The sequence below is a fragment of the Rummeliibacillus sp. POC4 genome, from assembly GCF_003576525.1.
Taxonomy (GTDB): domain Bacteria; phylum Bacillota; class Bacilli; order Bacillales_A; family Planococcaceae; genus Rummeliibacillus.
The window spans coordinates 12218-29375 of the sequence record NZ_QWUA01000010.1 but is presented as its reverse complement, the minus strand read 5'-3'; the positions used below and the strand labels follow the sequence as shown (position 1 = coordinate 29375).

The window sequence follows — 17158 nt, the reverse complement described above, 5'->3', positions numbered from 1 at the left end:
TGTGGTTCATAAGTTTTTTTATCCAATGTTGATTATTATAATCGGCGTTTTATGTGTTATTGTATTTTATTTAGGATTCGGAGGATCACGTGACGAAACTAGAAATGATTTTTATCATTTAAGATTATCAGGAGAAAGTCCGCATTGGGAGCTAAATGGTTACCAATTGGATTTGACTTCAGGGATTCTTAATTCAGGAAATGGTAAGCTTCGGTTTAAATCAAGTGGTAATGATTACACTACTAATTATTTTGCCTTTGAAATGAATGCTGTCATTAACAAAAAGGAAGAAACCCTGCAGAGCAAAGCAGTTACAGGAACCGAGAATTTTAAAAATGATATTGATACAGGAGCTGTCGAAGGATCACCACCAATAATGAAAGACGGAAAGTCCATAGAGTTTAAAGACATAGATAAACTATATGCAGTGATTTATTGGGAAGGAAAAAAGGATGGAAAAGTACACAAAGAAATTATAGATTTGTATGAGCGGGCCAAGTAAAACTTAGCAAACGGGCGTAATGTTGATGTAGAAAAAGAGAGTTTAATCCTTCAATTATTTTGGCTTTTACTCTATTTTTATTAACAGGTTCTTTGGGACCGCTAAACTTAACTAGCTCACAAGTATTGATTGTGCTTACTTGTACCATGATTACTACTATTCCATTAACAATGATTTATTTTGCACGAAGAATATAAAATATGAATTCTTAAAATGGACTGGGACAGATCAAAATTAGTACTTCCCAAATCCGAATAATTGAATTTATAGAATCGATTTCATAAAGCGTCTTTCTTTGAGAAAAACGATTCTTTGTTGATGACCATCATATAGAATGGTGTGTGTGGAGTGTAGGATGGCGATCCTCGAAAATGTATTCACATTTTCTTCGTGCGGTGTTAATTAGATGAAGCAAATTCAATGTCCTGCGGGAATAGCTTAAGCTGAAAGCCCCGACAGGAAAAATTCCTTTTGCCTATGCAAAAGGGATTTTCTGCGACGAGTAACCGCAGGAGCACACGATTTTTGACGAGGAGATTGAAGCCAAGCCCGCGGAAAGCGCCGTCCGGAACGGAACACAAAACTGAAATATACAAGAAATATATTTATTAAATGTTTGTCCTTTTGTACAAAATATTAAAAAAGAAAATCCGAACAATTGTGAAATACTAAATAGAATTTCATATAATTGTTTTAATTTTTCATTAGCTAAGGATCTTTTGTGTCAGACCCTTTTTATTTATTGATCAACTAAGTCATCTAATTCAAATGTCCTATTTACTAAATAATTGGAAATCTAACAATTTTTATATGATAAAATTTCCATAAAGATATTTTATAAAAAGCACCTATTGGAGGATTCTATGAAGCGAATTGTTAAGAGTCCATGGATTCTGTGTTTTCTTGTATTGATCATTGTTATTTTAGTAGCTTTCAATATTCCGATAGAAAAACGAAAATATGGACTTGCTCAAAGTGGAATGACGACAGATTATACAGGGCTTTTACCAGAACATGTCGACCGTGTTGTTAAAGCAACTAATCGTACGGATTTACAAAATATAGTGAAACAAGCCAATCTAGAGGGTAAACATATTTCAATCGCAGGTCTTCAACATTCACAAGGAGGACATACATATTATAAGGATGGCATTGTCATTGATATGCGAACCTTCAACAAAGTAATGGAGGTAAATAAACAAGAAAAAACGGTTCGAGTTGAAGCAGGGGCTAGTTGGGAAGATGTTCAAAAAGCGGTTCAACCATATGGCTTAGCACTTAAAGTAACTCAATCGCAATCGATTTTTACAATTGGTGGTTCTCTTTCGGTGAATGCACACGGCAGAGATATTCGTTTTGGCCCCATGGCAGATATGGTGAAAGAAATTACATTGTTGACGCCGAAAGGGGACATCAAGACTATTAGAAAAAATGATGCTTTAATGGGATATGTGCTAGGTGGCTACGGATTATTTGGCGTAATACTAGATGTCACACTCGATTTAACAGATAACGAACTGTATACCATTCATACAAACAAGATGAAAACGAGTGAATATGAATCGTATTTTAAGGATGTGCAAAGTAATGCTGAAATCGCCATGCATTATGCGAGAGTTAGTGTTGCACCAAGTTCATTTTTAGATGAAATGTATGCAATTGATTATTATAAAACGGGAAAATATGATCAAAAAACGAAGTTAAAAGAGGAAAGCTTTGTACATCTAACCAAGTATTCACTTGATATGGGGAGACAAGGTGGTTTTTTAGAGGACCTGTTTTGGAATACACAAAATCTTTATATGAAACAGATTGAAAACTCTCAAATAACCCGAAATAATGTAATGCGTTCTGAATCTACTTTTATGGAATTTACAAAGCCAGGAAAGGTAGAAGTATTACAAGAATTTTTTGTACCTGTTGGTGAATATGGTGAGTATATGAAAGATTTAAAACAATTTCTTCCTGCGAATGATGCGGATGATGATTTTAAAATTCATAATATAACCATTCGCTATGCGGCAAAAGATAAAACGACTTCTCTCAACTACGCAAAAGAGGATATGCTCGGTTTAGTGATTCTAATTCAGCATGGTCTTCAAGAAGATGATGTTCAAAATGCTAAAAAAATGATACAAAAATGGACCGATATCACTTTGACGCATGGAGGCACATATTATCTTCCGTATTATCCATATCAAACAAAGGAACAATTTAAAGAATCCTATACAAATTGGAAAGATTTTAAAGATGAAAAGCAAAAGCTCGATCCAAACGAAGTGTTCATAAACAATTTTTATCAAAATTATTTGAAGTAACGAGGTAAAGTATGAAAAGAAAATGGAATCGATTAATCCCATTAATCATTACAGTTGGCCAAGTAGTCGTTTTTCCATACTATGTGATTTGGCTCAAAGGAGTATCTCTTACATTTACGCTATTTGCATGGCTATTTGCGACGCATTCTTTTTCAGCTGCATGGGGCTATCGAACATTTCAAACCAAAAAGAACAAACAAAAATCACACATCTCATTCGTCTATTTTGGAATGGGATGTGCTTATTTGGTGGTAGGGCAGTTTAATATAGAAATGGATCTCTTACCTTACATAGCACTAATTTTACAAGTCTTATTAGGCTTTCTTCAAGGCTATTTCCGTGCTTGGCATGTTGAACAAGATAGCTATCATCTACATGCAGTAAACCACTATATATTAGTAGGATGGATCATGATTTCTTTATCCTTTATCAAAATTATCTCACCTGTTGTAATTATCTCCATGTTTGGATGGCTATTATGTGGGTGCGGATTGTTGAAGATGCTAGGCAAGAATGTTAGTAATTAGATTTAATCTATTTTTATACAAAAAAGGATTTTGCGGAAAAATGTGTAATAGTGATTAAAATACGTTCTAAAAGCTGGAGGCTGATAAAGTGGAGAAGAACAAGTTGAAAATCAATAGTCCAAAAATTGGAATCTATTTTAATATCGTCGCTATTCTATCATTTATAATCGCTTTAAGCTTCATTTTGATCAATTGGTCAACGTTACCAGACAAAGTACCGAGTCACTATAATCTTGCAGGGGAGCCTGATAAATGGAGCGATAGATGGTTTGTATTTGTTCCGTTAATGATAGGGATTTTCTTATGGTTTAGTCTACAAATAGTTGAGACGAGACCGCATCTTCATAATTACTCCGGTCTAACTGAAAAGAATAGGGAAGTACTTTTCAAAAATTCGATGTTATTAATGAATTTCATCAAAAATGAAATGTTAATCTATTTTTCTTTCTCTGCTATAAATGATATTTATGTCGCAAAAGGTAAAGGAAGTATAGTAGGGCCTTGGGACTTACTTATTTTTGGTGTAATGATTATTGGAACAATTATTATCTTCGTCGTACGTTCAGTACGTTTAAAGAAAGAAGTGTCTTAACATAAAAGCCCTGCTTTTCTTCCGGGCTTAGTACATCATTTTAATACATTAAAAAATAGCAATAAAATGCGAAATAAATATTGAAATGCAATATGCGTGAAGGGAATAGTGATTTTGAATAAAGGTAAACTGGCAACAATTTTAGGTATTTTATCTATATTGTCTGTGATAGTAAGTTTTATTTTATTAAATGCACTGAATACAGATATTTTCTTTAAAATGATTACTTTCAACATTTTATCAACTATAGGTTTTATACTTGCTGTAACCTCTTTAATTATGTCGATTTCGTCTAGATGTATAAGACTATTACTAATAGGGTTTGTCGGAATAACAGTAAATGCATTGGCTTTACTTTTTGGTTTTCTGTTATTTGTTATGGTAACAGGAATTTAAAGATGTTAAATATTTTAGATAGATAAATTACTGACTAAATAATATCAAATATAAGAAGATTTGATTGTCTTAGCACAGATAAGTTTATAAATATAGGGGCTGTTGTTGAAAAATAAGCTTCAACAAAGACCTAAAAGAAAAAGGTCAACCAGAAAAATCTGGCTAACCTTATATTACGATTGGGCGCTTTTATGGAGTAACGCTGTAGTAATTGATCAAAATTTTTAATAAAAAACAATATTAAAAAAGCTAAAGAAGCATCCATTTTGATTATCTTTTTTCAAAATGGATGCTTCTTATTAATCTTAAAGTAAGGATTTGCGAGGTGTTTTTTGTTCAAACTTTATTTTAAAGCTACACCATTATCTCAAAAAAGATTGATTTAATGGATGTATAGGGGGGAATCAAACATATTTAGTTATCAATTTTTGCAAAGTACCACGAAGAGTAGGTACATCTGATTTTCGAATGGTAAAACGTACAAATGATTCGTCCATCTCAAGTGCTTCGGATAGTAAACTACCTAACCCGCGTACTTTTCGATCAATTTGCATGATGCCCTCTCATCAATTTGTTGGTCTACATTTCCTCCACGAATTTGAACCTCACCATGAATAACCTCTCCACCTGTATAGTCGGCCTTCTCTAACTTTGTATCAACTGTTGCTGCACCAATACCTAAACTAGCTAATGCTTTATGTAACAAGGACATTTTAACTCCTCCTTCGTATGAATATACATAATTTACGAAAAATCCATAGAAAAGTTTCAGAATGGCATTGTTTTTTTAAATTATTTTATCTTCGCTTAGCTCGGTATATCATTTTTGTTCAGAAATACTCATAGCATAGATACATGTTCAGTTCTCGAGGAGGCTACTATGTTTTTATTTAAGAAAGGATTAATGGTTATAATAGGGAGTATATTCCTATCTCTAGGTATAAATTTATTTTTGGCTCCAAATAAAATATTAGATGGTGGATTTATCGGTTTATCTTTAATCTTGAACTATTTATTTAACTTAAAAATAGGATTAATGATTGTTATTCTGAGTTTACCAATGTTCATAGTGGCCTGGTTTAAAGAGAAAAAATATTTTTACAACAGCTTGCATGGGCTATTTATTTCATCCTTTTTCATCGATTATTTAAGGCCATTAAGATATCTATTACATTTGGACATACTGTACAGCTCCATTATTGGTGGTATATTTGTTGGTTTAGGTACTGGCTTAATGTTACGATTTGATATTAGTACATGCGGGACAGATCTATTAGCATTATTTTTAAGTAAACGATTTGGGATTAATGTTGGGATGATTATTCTATTTATAGATTCTTTTGTTATTTCATTAGGCGGATTACTAATATCAGGAGGTACTTTTTTATTTTCGATTTTTACCATTGCAGCTGGTGGGATTACAATTTCCCTTGTAAATAGACATGCAGCACATGCATAATTAGAAGCAATCTGCATGGCTGCATTGTTGACAAATTCCAAAAAGCATCAGTTCATGCGTATATACTTGATGTTTTGTAATTTGACTAGCAATACTTTCGATATCGATAAAGCTTGGGTAATTGAAATCTGTAGCTTTATGACAATGTGTACAGATGACATGATAATGCGATTGTAAATTTCCATCATACCTTGTGAGATTAGGGGTGATGGATATTTTTCGTATTAATTGTTTTTCTACAAACAATTCCAGATTTTCATTAATTTCTTTCAACGTTAAAGACGGAAAGTAAGTCTGCAAAGCAATTAAAATATCATTCGCAGTAGGATGACTCGTGTTATCTTGAAGAAAATTTAATATAGCTAACCGTTGTTCGGTAATTTTTAAATGTGACGCTTTTAAAATCTGTTCAACCTTACTTATTTTCGAAACGGACATTAAAATCCCCCCTAATTTTCTCTTCTTCAAAATCCATATTTCGTACTGTTTTTAACAGTATTAACAATATATTCGAGAGTGCTTCTAATTATTTCAGCGCATTGCTCTAATTCGTAAGAAGTTTATGCTAAACAATTTATCCATTAAAGATTAATTTACAGAAATTATAGAATATTTTTAAAAATAAAACCGATAATCCTTATAAAAATGGTTGACATTATAATTAACCTAAATTATTATAATAACAATAATTGAATATTAAAGCTCACAGCTCACTAGTCAACTAGAGGCTCCTTTATCTAATTTTGATAAAGGTGCCTTTTATTTTATGTTAGAGGATGTGAAAAGTGTGGCAAGAAAAATATTCGATTAGGAATTACAACGTCGAGGATTATTTAAAACCGAATATAAAGGCACGACATTACGTGAAAATCTTGGCTTGAAACGTCCAGTAAATCCATATACTCGACAAAAAATCACACAATAATTTTAATTTAATCCCTAGTTATTTTAGCGGAATTGTATGTGAAAGTGGTATATAGTGGAAATGTATAGTTTTGGATTTGAAATGTATAGCAATTTACGGGAGAACAGAAACATAGAGGAGGATTTTATCATGACAAAAACGGTTATTATTAATGGAGCGAATGCACGTACATCACGTGTAAATGCGATTCAACATTACATTCAAGAAAGTTTGGAAGAAGTAGAAGCGATTGAGGTGTTTGCATTACCAACAGAAGATTTAATCTCTGCAAATTTTGCAAGCGAAGCAATTAGAGAAGCAAATGCCAAAGTAGAACAGGCATATGTAGTCGTCGTATTAACACCCGTCTATAAAGCAGCCTATTCAGGAATTTTAAAAACATATTTAGACCTTATTCCGCAAAAGGGATTCGAAGAAAAGCATATTATCCCAATCGCGGTAGGGGGGACACCGCATCATTTATTAGCAATTGATTATGCAATAAAGCCAGTATTAACAGCATTAGGCGCTACAAGTATTTCACATGGTGTGTTTATTATAGATAAGCAAATCGAGCGAACAAAGCAAGGCTTTACAATTGAAGAAGATATTCAAACAAGAATTGAACAACAACTAATACGAAATAAAGTAACAGTTTAACAATCATGTTTTTACTATAGAAGCTCCGTCTCCTTATATAGGGAGGTGGAGTTTTTATTATTTATTGGTCCCAAGAGTCGAGTAATTCATAATTCCTTGCAAAAGGTACAGCATCCTAGTTAAAATGAAATAATCTAGTAGAACAAAAAATTATAAATAAGAGCATGTTTTGATTTTTTTCAAAGCATGCTCTTAGATTTGTCCTTATGTTAAACGTTAAAAGTAATTATAATAGTAATATAATATGAATTGACTTTTTTAACAGCATAAAAGAATACGATCCAATAATATAAGGAACAAAGGAGTGACTCTAATTTGACTAAGATATGTATACTTGCCGAAAAACCATCTCAGGCAAAGGCATATGCGGACGCATTTAAAGTAGCGAAGAAAACAAAAAACTACATAGAATTACAACCATCAGCTATATTTCCTCAAGGTGCAACGATTACTTGGGGGATTGGTCATTTAGTTGAATTAAAACAACCTGCGGATTATAAACCGGAATGGAAAAGATGGTCACTTAACCAATTACCGATGATTCCTGAAAAATACGAATTTCGTGTAGCAAAAGGGAAATGGGACCAATTTCAAGAAGTGAAAAGACTATTTAAAGAAGCCGACTTACTTATAAACGCATGCGATGTCGATCGGGAAGGTTCGAATATCTTTTATTCCATTTTACGTCAGACCGGTGTTCGAAATAAGCCAATTCAACGATTATGGATTAACTCCTTAGAAGTAGAAGAAATCCGAAAAGGCTTTACCAATTTAAGAGATAATCAGAAGGACTTGTTACTATATAGAGAAGCACAAACTAGACAGATTAGTGACTGGTTGGTAGGGATGAATGCAAGTCGTCTCTATACCATGTTACTGAAAGAAAAAGGTTTAAATGAAACAATGTCTATCGGAAGAGTGCAATCTCCCACAGTTTATATGATTTATAAACGACATATGGAAATTGAAAACTTTAAGCCAACGAATTTCTATGAGTTAACAGGCGATTTTTTAGCTGAAAAAGGACCTTATAAAGGGAAAGCTTCTGTGAAAAAAGATAAAAGAGAGGAAGCAGAAGCGATTCTAATGCAGGCAGGTATCAGAGAAGATGAGCCTCTACCTGGAACAATCAAAGATGTAAAAAAAGTTCGCAAAGCTATCAAACCACCAAAATTACATTCACTATCAACGTTACAAGCAAAGGCTAATAAAATTTGGAAATACAGTCCGGCGAAAGTATTAGAGATTGTACAATCATTGTATGAAAAGAAATTAGTATCTTATCCTCGTTCTGATTGTCAATTTATCACCGATGCTGAATTTGGCTATTTAGTCGAACGAATTCCTGCCTATCAAAAAATAATTGGACAACCATTTGAGGTTGCAAATGCTCGACCACAAAAACGATATGTAGATTCTTCAAAAGTAGAAGAGCACTATGCCATCATCCCAACAAAAACGATTCCGTCTGAGCAAAAAATAGCGGGATTACCACCAATGGAGCGGAACATCTATATCGAGATTGTCCGAAATACAATGGCCATGTTCCATCGAGATTATTTATATGAAGAAACAACGATTTTGACAGATGTTAAAAGTATTGAGTTTAAAACGACAGGTAAAGTGGAATTAGATAAAGGGTTCCAAGGTCTTTGGCCGGTTGCTACAAAAAAGAAAGAAGAACCTTTGTTACCGCCAGTTCAAATTCAAGATATTGTCGAATCTCATATTCATATTCATGAAGGAACTACACAACCTCCTAAACCTTATACCGAAGGGCAACTCGTGCAAATGATGAAAACATGCGGAAAACTCATCGAGGACGAGGGAGAAAGCGATATTTTAAAAGAAGTAGAAGGTCTTGGAACAGAAGCAACACGATCTGGCATTATTGAAACGATTAAAAGACATGGCTATATCGAAGTCGTGAAAAATATCGTCAACATTACAGATAAAGGAAGAGTGCTCTGTGAAACGATTGAAGGTTCACTACTATCAAGCCCTTCAATGACAGCAAAATGGGAAACATATTTGCGTAAAATCGGCAATGGCAATGGCTCTCAAGAAGCATTTTTAGGTAGCGTTTCGAAATTTCTACATCATTTAATCCAAGTTACACCAGAAAAAGTTGCAGGAACAAACATTCAAGCTGCAATCGAATCTGCACCATCTAACGAACCGATTGTTGAATGTCCGATTTGCCACCAAGGCAAAATAGTTGCAAGAAAATCCTTCTACGGTTGCTCAAATTACCGAGCTGGTTGTAAATTTACTGTATCAAAAACAATCGCAAGTAAAAAACTATCGCCAAATCAGGTAAAAGATCTTTGTCAAAATGGCGTGACAAAAGAGATGAAAGGATTTAAATCTAAAAAAGGCACAAGCTTTTCCGCAAAACTAAAATTAGACCAGGGGAAAGTGGTTTTTGATTTTAATTAGGACATGAAAATGTGGAACTAAGCTATAGGAATAATAATCTCTATTCAAGCCAAACTTTTAGTAATGGTCGATACATTGCAGAAAGTTGTCTACAGGATTAGAATTATTATTCCTTTATTTTTGTCTTACTATTCTTGGCTGATATTAAAGCCGTTGAAAAAACCTTGAAGGAGATGCTTGCTCATGAATAATTGTAATTGCGATTTTACACCGATGGAAAAATTGTTAAGGGACGATATTCAACAAGTCATTGCGGTGCTACAGAATAGTTTAAAAGAAATGGACAATGGAGATGAATTTTGTCTTCTCGGAAATTTTGAAAGTGTAAAAGATAAATTTAGTGAGATTGAAGTGAAAGCAGGTACCTTCTATTTAAACTGCTATTTAGCACCATTTACAGAAAAGTATACTGAAATATCTAGATGTGCACAAAATTTATCGAAAAAAAGACAAGGTGGATTAATCGTTATCCAACGGGAAGACTCACTCTCTTCACTTATACAACCGGGCATTCCAATAAACGCGGAACTAACACATTCCTTGTTGGAATCAATCTTTTATCCAGGAAACCCTTTACATGATGGTGCTGTATTAGTGAAACAAAATATAATAAAATCAGCAGCAAATGTACTTCCACTTACAAACCTATTTGTAGGTGATCAAAAACTAGGAACACGACATCGTGCAGCTATTGGTTTATCGGAAAAAAGTGATGCAATGGTCATCGTTATTTCTGAAGAAACTGGTAAGGTTTCTTTTGCATTGAAAGGTGAACTTTATCCGATTTCAATCTGATGGAGAAGCAGGTCTTTATTGATTTGCATCTCCAAGCAGAATGTACATCACTCAGGCCAAGATTCGCATCACTCAGAAAAAAATTTCAACTCAACTAAAATAAGCATGAACTAAGGAACTATGTATACTCAATCATCTTACTAGACAAAACCCTTAGAATATGCGATAATAATACATATGCTGATTAGCTAGTTTAGAAGGTATTGGCATTCTACTATTTGTTTTTAATCATACTTATTCACACTGGCGTGACTTTGGGGTCACAAGGACGTAAAAGAAGGTAGGGTTTACGTTGCTTAAGTTAGAAAGCTTTCCAGTGGAATTTTACCGCGGCAAGAAAGAAATTTTCTCGTAATATTCCCCGGATGATCGGGTTGAAATTAGATTTGATAAATTAGCTAACAATAATCCAAGGGGTAAGTTCTTTATAGAACTTACCCCTTGTCCAATTTTCTAATGATTTCCTCTAAGTATAGAAAAGAAAATAGAAGGCATTCTATATTTGGAGGTGAGCATTATGGCTAAGAAAAACAAAAAGAAAAATAAAGTAAACCGTGAAGAATATGGTGCTGGTTACGACCTGAGTCCAGATGATTTAGATGTAATTGGGCAGAATGATCAAGCTAAAGCAAAAAATGATAACGAAAATAAAGGCAAGCCAACTAATAAAGAAAACCCGTCAAAACTCAATCAATAAAACTACTAAGTCTTTAAGGGTATTTATTCATAAGAATTAAAAAGGGCTATCCCTCTAGTGGATTGTCCTTTTTTTATTCGAAAAAGCCTTTAGTAGGTTCTATCTGGCATGTACTGTTGATCAACCTATGCGTAGCTTTAGTAGCACTGTCACTTGGGATTTTACTTTCTAGTTTTGCATCCTCTGAATTTCAAATGGTCCAATTTATACCATTAGTAATTGTGCCACAAATCTTTTTTACAGGATTATTTCCAATGGATGGAATGGCTGATTGGTTGATCAATATTGGACGAATCATGCCATTGTATTATGCTTCGGATGCAATAACAGGAGTTATGTATAAAGGGTATGACCTACAAGATACTTGGATTGATTTGTCTGTGTTAATAGCTTTTGCATTTATATTTATTCTGTTAAACATTTGGTCATTGAAAAAATATCGAACACTTTAAGAAAATTAGTTAAATTTATTGACTTTCAAGATAATCTGATGCATCCTTATATGTAAATATAAAGCGAATTGAAGACTAGTATGTATGTCACTTTTGTAATAGAGAGCAGTGTTCACCGGCTGAAAGACATTGTAACAAAACCATACAGAACCTACTTCATAGCTCCTAGCAAAACTAGGCGCAGTCTCAAGCGTTATGAGGAATGAGTGGAATATCGATTTAGATATTCAACTAAGGTGGTACCACGAAGAGTTCCCTTTTCGTCCTTATTTTAAGGATGGAAAGGGTTTTTTTATTAGGAGGATTATACGATGGAAAAGAAACGAATCGTCGTAAAAATAGGAAGTAGCTCTCTGACAAATGCAAAAGGAGAGATTGATCAAGTAAAATTTCATGATCATATAAAAGCCATTGCAAAATTGAAAAAAGCAGGACACGAAGTCATCCTTGTTTCTTCAGGGGCAGTTGCTTGCGGATTTCGAAAACTAGGTTATTCTTCAAGACCCGTTACACTTAAAGGTAAGCAAGCTGCAGCAGCTGTTGGACAAAGTCTGCTTGTCCAATCTTATACTGAACAATTGAGTGATTATAACATTGTCACTGCTCAAATTTTATTGACAAGAACAGACTTTTCGAAAAAAGATCGTTACAAAAACGCATATGCAACACTTTCAGAATTGCTTGAACGTTCTGTATTACCAATTATCAACGAAAATGACACAGTCTCTATTAAAGAATTAACATTTGGTGACAATGACATGTTATCAGCTTTAGTAAGTGGGTTAGTACATGCAGATCAATTAATCATTTTAACGGATATTAACGGACTTTATAATGCAAATCCGAAAAAACATCCAGATGCAATTCGTATTAATCGATTAACCGAAATTACAGATGAACAGTTAGGCTTTGCGACTGCTGAGGGTTCAAAAGTTGGTACAGGTGGCATGCAATCGAAAATATTAGCGGCCAAAACAGCATATGATTTAGGCGTTAAAGTTTTTATAGGTAAAGGTACAGGGGAAGATAAACTATTGACCATTTTAAATGGCGATGGAGATGGCACATATATCGAAAAAGAAGAATTGCCTATTCTCAATAGTCAAAAACAATGGATTTCTAAATTTTCTGCAGTTGCTGGAAGAATTACGATTGATCAAGGCGCTGAAATAGCATTATTACAACATGGAAAAAGTCTGTTACCAGCAGGTGTTATTGATATGGATGGCGAATTTTCTACAGGGGATGTTGTTGAAGTCTATGGAATCAGTGGGTTACTCGGAAGAGGCGAAGTCCTATATTCCTCAGAACAACTAGAACATTCGATGGGGAAAAAGACTAGTGAAATAGATGGACCATCAATCGAAGTCATACATCGAGATCGATGGGTACGAAGTTAAGGAGGAATCTACATGTCAGAAGTCTTTGAAAAAGGTCAGTTAGCAAAACAAGCAAGTTTTGAAATGAACCAAAAATCAACAGAAGAAAAAAACCAAGCGCTACAGTTAATCGCAAAACAACTACAAAAAGATCAACAATTTATCATAAAAGAGAACGAAAAAGACATAGTATTCGGAAGGGGAAAAGGTCTTTCAAATTCTGTTTTAGATCGTATTTTATTGACAGAAGATCGTATCAAAGGAATGATTGACGGTATCCAATTAGTCGTTGGATTAGCTGATCCTGTTGGTGAAGTGTTGGAAGAAATCGAAAAAGAAAATGGTTTACATATCGAAAAAAGACGCGTTCCCCTTGGTGTCATCGGCATGATTTATGAAGCTCGACCTAACGTAACTATTGATGCAGCAACTTTAGCATTAAAAACAGGAAATGCGGTGATTTTACGCGGAAGCTCATCTGCCATTCATTCTAATCGTGCATTGATAGCCTCTATCCATAAAGCGTTAAGTGAATCTAATTTACCAATCAATGCAGTTCAATTAATCGAAAATACGAGTCATGAAGCGGCGGAGGAACTTTTCCATTTAAAACAATATATCGATGTACTAATCCCTCGAGGAGGAAAGAATTTAATCGATCTAGTAGTTTCAAGAGCTACCGTACCTGTCCTTGAAACAGGAGCAGGGAACTGTCACATCTTTATCGATGAAACAGCAGACCTTCAAATGGTTAAAGACATTGTCATCAATGCAAAAACACAAAGACCTTCCGTTTGTAACGCAGCTGAAAGCCTATTAATCCATAAAAACTGGTTTGCCCAAAATGGAGAAGAGCTAATAGATACTTTACTAAATGCCGAAATTACCATTTACGGTGATGAAACCATTCAACAAGTAAATCGTTCTATTAAACAAGCAACAGAAAGTGATTGGGGAACAGAATATCTAGCATTAGCACTTAGTGCGAAAATAGTACAGAATGTTGACGAAGCTATTAATCATATCAATAAATACGGAACGAAACATTCAGAAGCCATCATTACGGAGAATAACGACAATGCTGGTAAGTTCCAAACGGCAGTAGATGCAGCAGCTGTCTATCATAATGCATCCACTCGTTTTACAGATGGTTTTGAATTTGGTTATGGGGCTGAAATAGGTATTAGTACTCAAAAGCTCCATGCTAGAGGCCCAATGGGATTGCCAGCACTAACTTCTAGTAAGTATTTTATCTCAGGTAATGGGCAAATTCGCAATTAATTTGAGTATTTAGTCTGTTTATTAATACTATTTAAAAATAGTATGATAGTATAATGAATAGAACATCAATCTAAAGAGAAAGTAGTGAATAATAATGGCAACTGCATCACATTCGGTAGAAGTGAAAGTACCACAAAAAGAAGTATGGGATTTCGTAAGTAACATGGAAAAATGGGCGACTTTAGTACCTGGTTATCGCGAACATCAAATTATCAATGATCAACAATCTACATGGACATTTTCAGGAAATGTTGGTGTACTTAAAAAAGAAGTTAAAGTACAAATTGATATTACAGGCTGGGAAGAACCAAACAAAATCAGCTTTAATTTAACAGGTCTAACTGACAAATTTTCAGGAAATGGCTATTTTGAAGATAAAGCAATCGATGAAAATAAAACGGAAATGACAGGTCATTTAGAAGTGAAAGCAGGAGGACTTGCTGGCCCAGTTCTAAATCCTATTTTTTCTGCCGTTCTTCCAAAAGCAACAAGCATTCTTACAAATCGTGTTGCCAACAAAATTCAACTAGTTCACGCTTAAGCGAGATTATATAAGAGGATAGGACAAAATAATTTAGACCTTACTAGATAAGAACAATTGTATTTAATAAAATTGATTTTATTTAGAGTCTCTCTTTGAAAGAATAAGATTTTGCATTGACGATTATCATATAGAATAGTATGTGTGAAGTGGAGGATGGCGATCCTCGAAAATGTTTTCACATTTTCTTCGTGCGGTGTAATTTCGAGGAAGCCAATTCAATGTCCTGCGACGAAGCTAGCGAAGCGATGCAGGAGCACACGGTTTTTGACGAGGAGATTGAAGCCAAGCCCGCGGAAAGCGCCGTCCGGAACGGAACACAAAACTAAATATTACAACGGTATATTAATTAAAAGTTAAACCCCTTAAAAAGAAAATCCGAACAAATGTGAAACTGTAAATAGAATTTCACATTTTGATTCGGATTTTTTATTATCTAAAATTTTTTGTTCTATATTCTTTTGTTGTTAAAAAAATGGACTTGTCCTTCTATAATGTATATAGTTTTTAATAGAAAAGATTTCAGTGATAGGAGTTCCTTATGAAACGCTATTTATATACACATCCAAATACGATCAACGATACGCAAGCATTCACAGTTCGTAATGAGCAAGAACAAGCACTTTTTACTTGTCAAAGAGATTATGGTAATCGTGTGAAACAAGCATTAGATCGTCTTTTAGAAAATAAATACTTCTTGACTTATAAAGCATACGACAAGGATCAACAGCCTCTTTTTACATGTAAAAAGATTTCTAGGAAGGGCAAGATCCACTTCGAAGCTATAGATGAAAAAACGAAAGAAAAATATACAATTGGATATGATGGGTGGCAACGTTTAATACCTGATTTAGTGATTACTAACAATGACTTTGTGATGAAAATACATAAAGAAATGGAAGATTGGTCCACTTTTGAAGAAGATGACAGAGTGATTGCAAAATGGAAAGCATCTTTAGTAGATGACGTTTTTCAAATGGAACTTCAAATTAGTGAAGAAGCGAGAATCCAAAATCCAGCCTTTTATACTGTTATTTCTCAATGCGTTTTATACATTGGTGGATAAAATATTTCGAATAATCCATTTTAAAGAATAGAGAATCGTGAAAAAGACAACACTATATTTGTTAGATATTCTAGTGATAATTATGCTAAAATAATTCGATTTGCATCCTTTAAATGAATTATAACAATAGAGAATCAGAAATATTAGGTGTGCAAATGATATGCTCAGTGAATCGGTGAAACTAGTATTTACAGGCTTTCGGTGATTGAAGAATTACTTCAGAATCTTTAAGTCTAGTAAATCATTTTCCACATAAATACTATTAAATAATTTATTTTTTTGATATGATATTTATTGAAAATTTATAGTTTATTTTAATGTGATCACTGACGGAATCGAACAAATATTCGAATGACTATGTTTGAAAACTAATCTATTCAGATGTTTGTGTATTTTTTCACAAGAAACAATGGATTCTCTCAAAAGAAAGGTGTATTATTCATTTGTAGACTATAAAAGTGTTTTTAACCCACTGATTATAGGATAGAAGTAAAAGTTTTATCGTCGAAGGGGCAATGGTTTTGTCGAAAAACACTATAAAAAAGTGCAATATCGTATAAATTTAGTCTAACAAGATTAAAATTTCAAACTATTGTATTTCTGATGACGGTTAAAGATCGCTTCTTGTGATTATGTGTATTTGAAAAGAAGTAAGTAAAAAGTTATTGCAAAGGAGAATTGGATATGTCAGAAGTGACTAATCAATTACAAGCTGAAAAACCAGCTGTAAGCCAAGAAAAACTTGATGTATTGGATCAATTATTAAAACCTGAGGTACAAGAATCTATTACAGCTCTAGTTAACGAACTACCTAAGTTAACTGAAATGATGACAACTTTAACTAAAATTTATGATTTAGCACAATCATTATCAACTGATGAAGTGTTAAAAAATGATATCGTCGGTGCTGTAGGAGAAATTGCAACTCCAGTTGTAAATTCAGCTAAAAACTTAGCTGCTACTGCAATTGAAGCAAAAGATCGCGCTGAAGAAAGTACTGAAACAATTGGTCTGTTTGGTATGCTTCGATTACTAAAAGAACCACAAGTACAACAATTATTCCGTTTTGCGAATGCTTTTCTTCAAGTGAACGAAGAACATAAAAATTTAAAATAGTCATTACATCATTACTGATTATGGAGGCTTAACT

The 17158-nt window shown here is 33.7% G+C and carries 16 protein-coding genes, 2 pseudogenes and 1 other annotated feature; of the genes and pseudogenes, 15 read left to right on the top strand and 3 right to left on the bottom strand.

The features are described from left to right. Nucleotide 1: 1 nt before the first annotated feature. The 4 genes from D1606_RS05290 (at nt 2) to D1606_RS05275 (ending at nt 3939) form a co-directional block, all read left to right on the top strand. Nucleotides 2-502, top strand: a complete 501-nt coding sequence (locus tag D1606_RS05290) for a hypothetical protein (protein WP_119414979.1) — start codon at nt 2-4, stop codon at nt 500-502. Nucleotides 503-1365: 863 nt separating this feature from the next. Continuing rightward, a complete protein-coding gene (locus tag D1606_RS05285) occupies nt 1366-2820 on the top strand; it encodes an FAD-binding oxidoreductase (RefSeq protein WP_119414978.1) in 1455 nt (484 codons plus the stop codon). An 11-nt stretch (nt 2821-2831) separates the two neighbouring features. Beyond that, complete coding sequence (locus D1606_RS05280; RefSeq protein ID WP_119414977.1) at nt 2832-3347, top strand: hypothetical protein; 516 nt, start codon at nt 2832-2834, stop codon at nt 3345-3347. 88 nt (nt 3348-3435) lie between these two features. Next, nucleotides 3436-3939, top strand: coding sequence for a DUF1648 domain-containing protein (locus tag D1606_RS05275; RefSeq protein WP_158582315.1), 504 nt, complete (start codon nt 3436-3438; stop codon nt 3937-3939). 800 nt (nt 3940-4739) lie between these two features. Here D1606_RS05275 and D1606_RS19040 read toward each other — a convergent pair. Together D1606_RS19040 and D1606_RS19035 are read right to left on the bottom strand one after the other, a co-directional pair. Next, entirely contained in the window at nt 4740-4889 is a 150-nt protein-coding gene (locus D1606_RS19040; protein WP_164489589.1) for a hypothetical protein, read from the bottom strand. A gap of 8 nt (nt 4890-4897) precedes the next feature. Next, nucleotides 4898-5047 (bottom strand): annotated as a pseudogene (locus D1606_RS19035) (sporulation protein); the annotation flags it as partial. Nucleotides 5048-5215: 168 nt separating this feature from the next. Between D1606_RS19035 and D1606_RS05260 the strand changes: the two are divergent. Beyond that, entirely contained in the window at nt 5216-5794 is a 579-nt protein-coding gene (locus D1606_RS05260) for a YitT family protein (protein ID WP_119414974.1), read from the top strand. Here the strand turns inward: D1606_RS05260 and D1606_RS05255 are convergent, their stop codons facing one another. Then, nucleotides 5795-6232, bottom strand: coding sequence for a Fur family transcriptional regulator (locus D1606_RS05255; RefSeq protein ID WP_119414973.1), 438 nt, complete (start codon nt 6230-6232; stop codon nt 5795-5797). Nucleotides 6233-6848: 616 nt separating this feature from the next. On the opposite strand from D1606_RS05255, the gene ssuE reads away from it, so the two are divergent. The 10 genes and pseudogenes from ssuE to D1606_RS05205 all read left to right on the top strand — a co-directional run bounded on the left by ssuE (nt 6849) and on the right by D1606_RS05205 (nt 17124). Then, complete coding sequence (gene ssuE, locus D1606_RS05250; protein ID WP_119414972.1) at nt 6849-7358, top strand: NADPH-dependent FMN reductase; 510 nt, start codon at nt 6849-6851, stop codon at nt 7356-7358. A gap of 315 nt (nt 7359-7673) precedes the next feature. Beyond that, complete coding sequence (locus D1606_RS05245) at nt 7674-9797, top strand: type IA DNA topoisomerase (protein ID WP_119414971.1); 2124 nt, start codon at nt 7674-7676, stop codon at nt 9795-9797. Between the two features lie 183 nt (nt 9798-9980). Beyond that, nucleotides 9981-10592, top strand: coding sequence for a sporulation-specific diadenylate cyclase CdaS (gene cdaS / locus D1606_RS05240; RefSeq protein ID WP_119414970.1), 612 nt, complete (start codon nt 9981-9983; stop codon nt 10590-10592). A 517-nt stretch (nt 10593-11109) separates the two neighbouring features. After that, entirely contained in the window at nt 11110-11289 is a 180-nt protein-coding gene (locus D1606_RS05235) for a hypothetical protein (protein ID WP_119414969.1), read from the top strand. A gap of 92 nt (nt 11290-11381) precedes the next feature. After that, nucleotides 11382-11741 (top strand): annotated as a pseudogene (locus D1606_RS05230) (ABC transporter permease); the annotation flags it as partial. 57 nt (nt 11742-11798) lie between these two features. Next, nucleotides 11799-12012: a binding site (T-box leader), on the top strand. 40 nt (nt 12013-12052) lie between these two features. Next, complete coding sequence (gene proB / locus D1606_RS05225; protein ID WP_119414967.1) at nt 12053-13141, top strand: glutamate 5-kinase; 1089 nt, start codon at nt 12053-12055, stop codon at nt 13139-13141. A gap of 12 nt (nt 13142-13153) precedes the next feature. Beyond that, a complete protein-coding gene (locus D1606_RS05220; protein WP_119414966.1) occupies nt 13154-14401 on the top strand; it encodes a glutamate-5-semialdehyde dehydrogenase in 1248 nt (415 codons plus the stop codon). 94 nt (nt 14402-14495) lie between these two features. Then, a complete protein-coding gene (locus D1606_RS05215) occupies nt 14496-14942 on the top strand; it encodes an SRPBCC family protein (protein ID WP_119414965.1) in 447 nt (148 codons plus the stop codon). Between the two features lie 541 nt (nt 14943-15483). Next, the gene (locus tag D1606_RS05210) at nt 15484-16008 is read left to right on the top strand and encodes a tubby C-terminal domain-like protein (RefSeq protein ID WP_119414964.1); all 525 of its coding nucleotides are present in this window, start codon (nt 15484-15486) and stop codon (nt 16006-16008) included. 684 nt (nt 16009-16692) lie between these two features. Next, complete coding sequence (locus D1606_RS05205; protein ID WP_119414963.1) at nt 16693-17124, top strand: helical membrane plugin domain-containing protein; 432 nt, start codon at nt 16693-16695, stop codon at nt 17122-17124. The last annotated feature ends 34 nt before the right edge of the window (nt 17125-17158 follow it).

What these genes read in the sequence shown, in the direction of transcription:
- D1606_RS05285 (WP_119414978.1), top strand. Translation starts at nt 1,366, where the DNA reads ATGAAGCGAATTGTTAAGAGTCCATGGATTCTGTGTTTTCTTGTATTG.
- D1606_RS05280 (WP_119414977.1), top strand. Translation starts at nt 2,832, where the DNA reads ATGAAAAGAAAATGGAATCGATTAATCCCATTAATCATTACAGTTGGC.
- D1606_RS19040 (WP_164489589.1), bottom strand. Translation starts at nt 4,889, where the DNA reads ATGCAAATTGATCGAAAAGTACGCGGGTTAGGTAGTTTACTATCCGAA.
- D1606_RS05260 (WP_119414974.1), top strand. Translation starts at nt 5,216, where the DNA reads ATGTTTTTATTTAAGAAAGGATTAATGGTTATAATAGGGAGTATATTC.
- D1606_RS05255 (WP_119414973.1), bottom strand. Translation starts at nt 6,232, where the DNA reads ATGTCCGTTTCGAAAATAAGTAAGGTTGAACAGATTTTAAAAGCGTCA.
- ssuE (WP_119414972.1), top strand. Translation starts at nt 6,849, where the DNA reads ATGACAAAAACGGTTATTATTAATGGAGCGAATGCACGTACATCACGT.
- cdaS (WP_119414970.1), top strand. Translation starts at nt 9,981, where the DNA reads ATGAATAATTGTAATTGCGATTTTACACCGATGGAAAAATTGTTAAGG.
- D1606_RS05235 (WP_119414969.1), top strand. Translation starts at nt 11,110, where the DNA reads ATGGCTAAGAAAAACAAAAAGAAAAATAAAGTAAACCGTGAAGAATAT.
- proB (WP_119414967.1), top strand. Translation starts at nt 12,053, where the DNA reads ATGGAAAAGAAACGAATCGTCGTAAAAATAGGAAGTAGCTCTCTGACA.
- D1606_RS05220 (WP_119414966.1), top strand. Translation starts at nt 13,154, where the DNA reads ATGTCAGAAGTCTTTGAAAAAGGTCAGTTAGCAAAACAAGCAAGTTTT.
- D1606_RS05215 (WP_119414965.1), top strand. Translation starts at nt 14,496, where the DNA reads ATGGCAACTGCATCACATTCGGTAGAAGTGAAAGTACCACAAAAAGAA.
- D1606_RS05210 (WP_119414964.1), top strand. Translation starts at nt 15,484, where the DNA reads ATGAAACGCTATTTATATACACATCCAAATACGATCAACGATACGCAA.
- D1606_RS05205 (WP_119414963.1), top strand. Translation starts at nt 16,693, where the DNA reads ATGTCAGAAGTGACTAATCAATTACAAGCTGAAAAACCAGCTGTAAGC.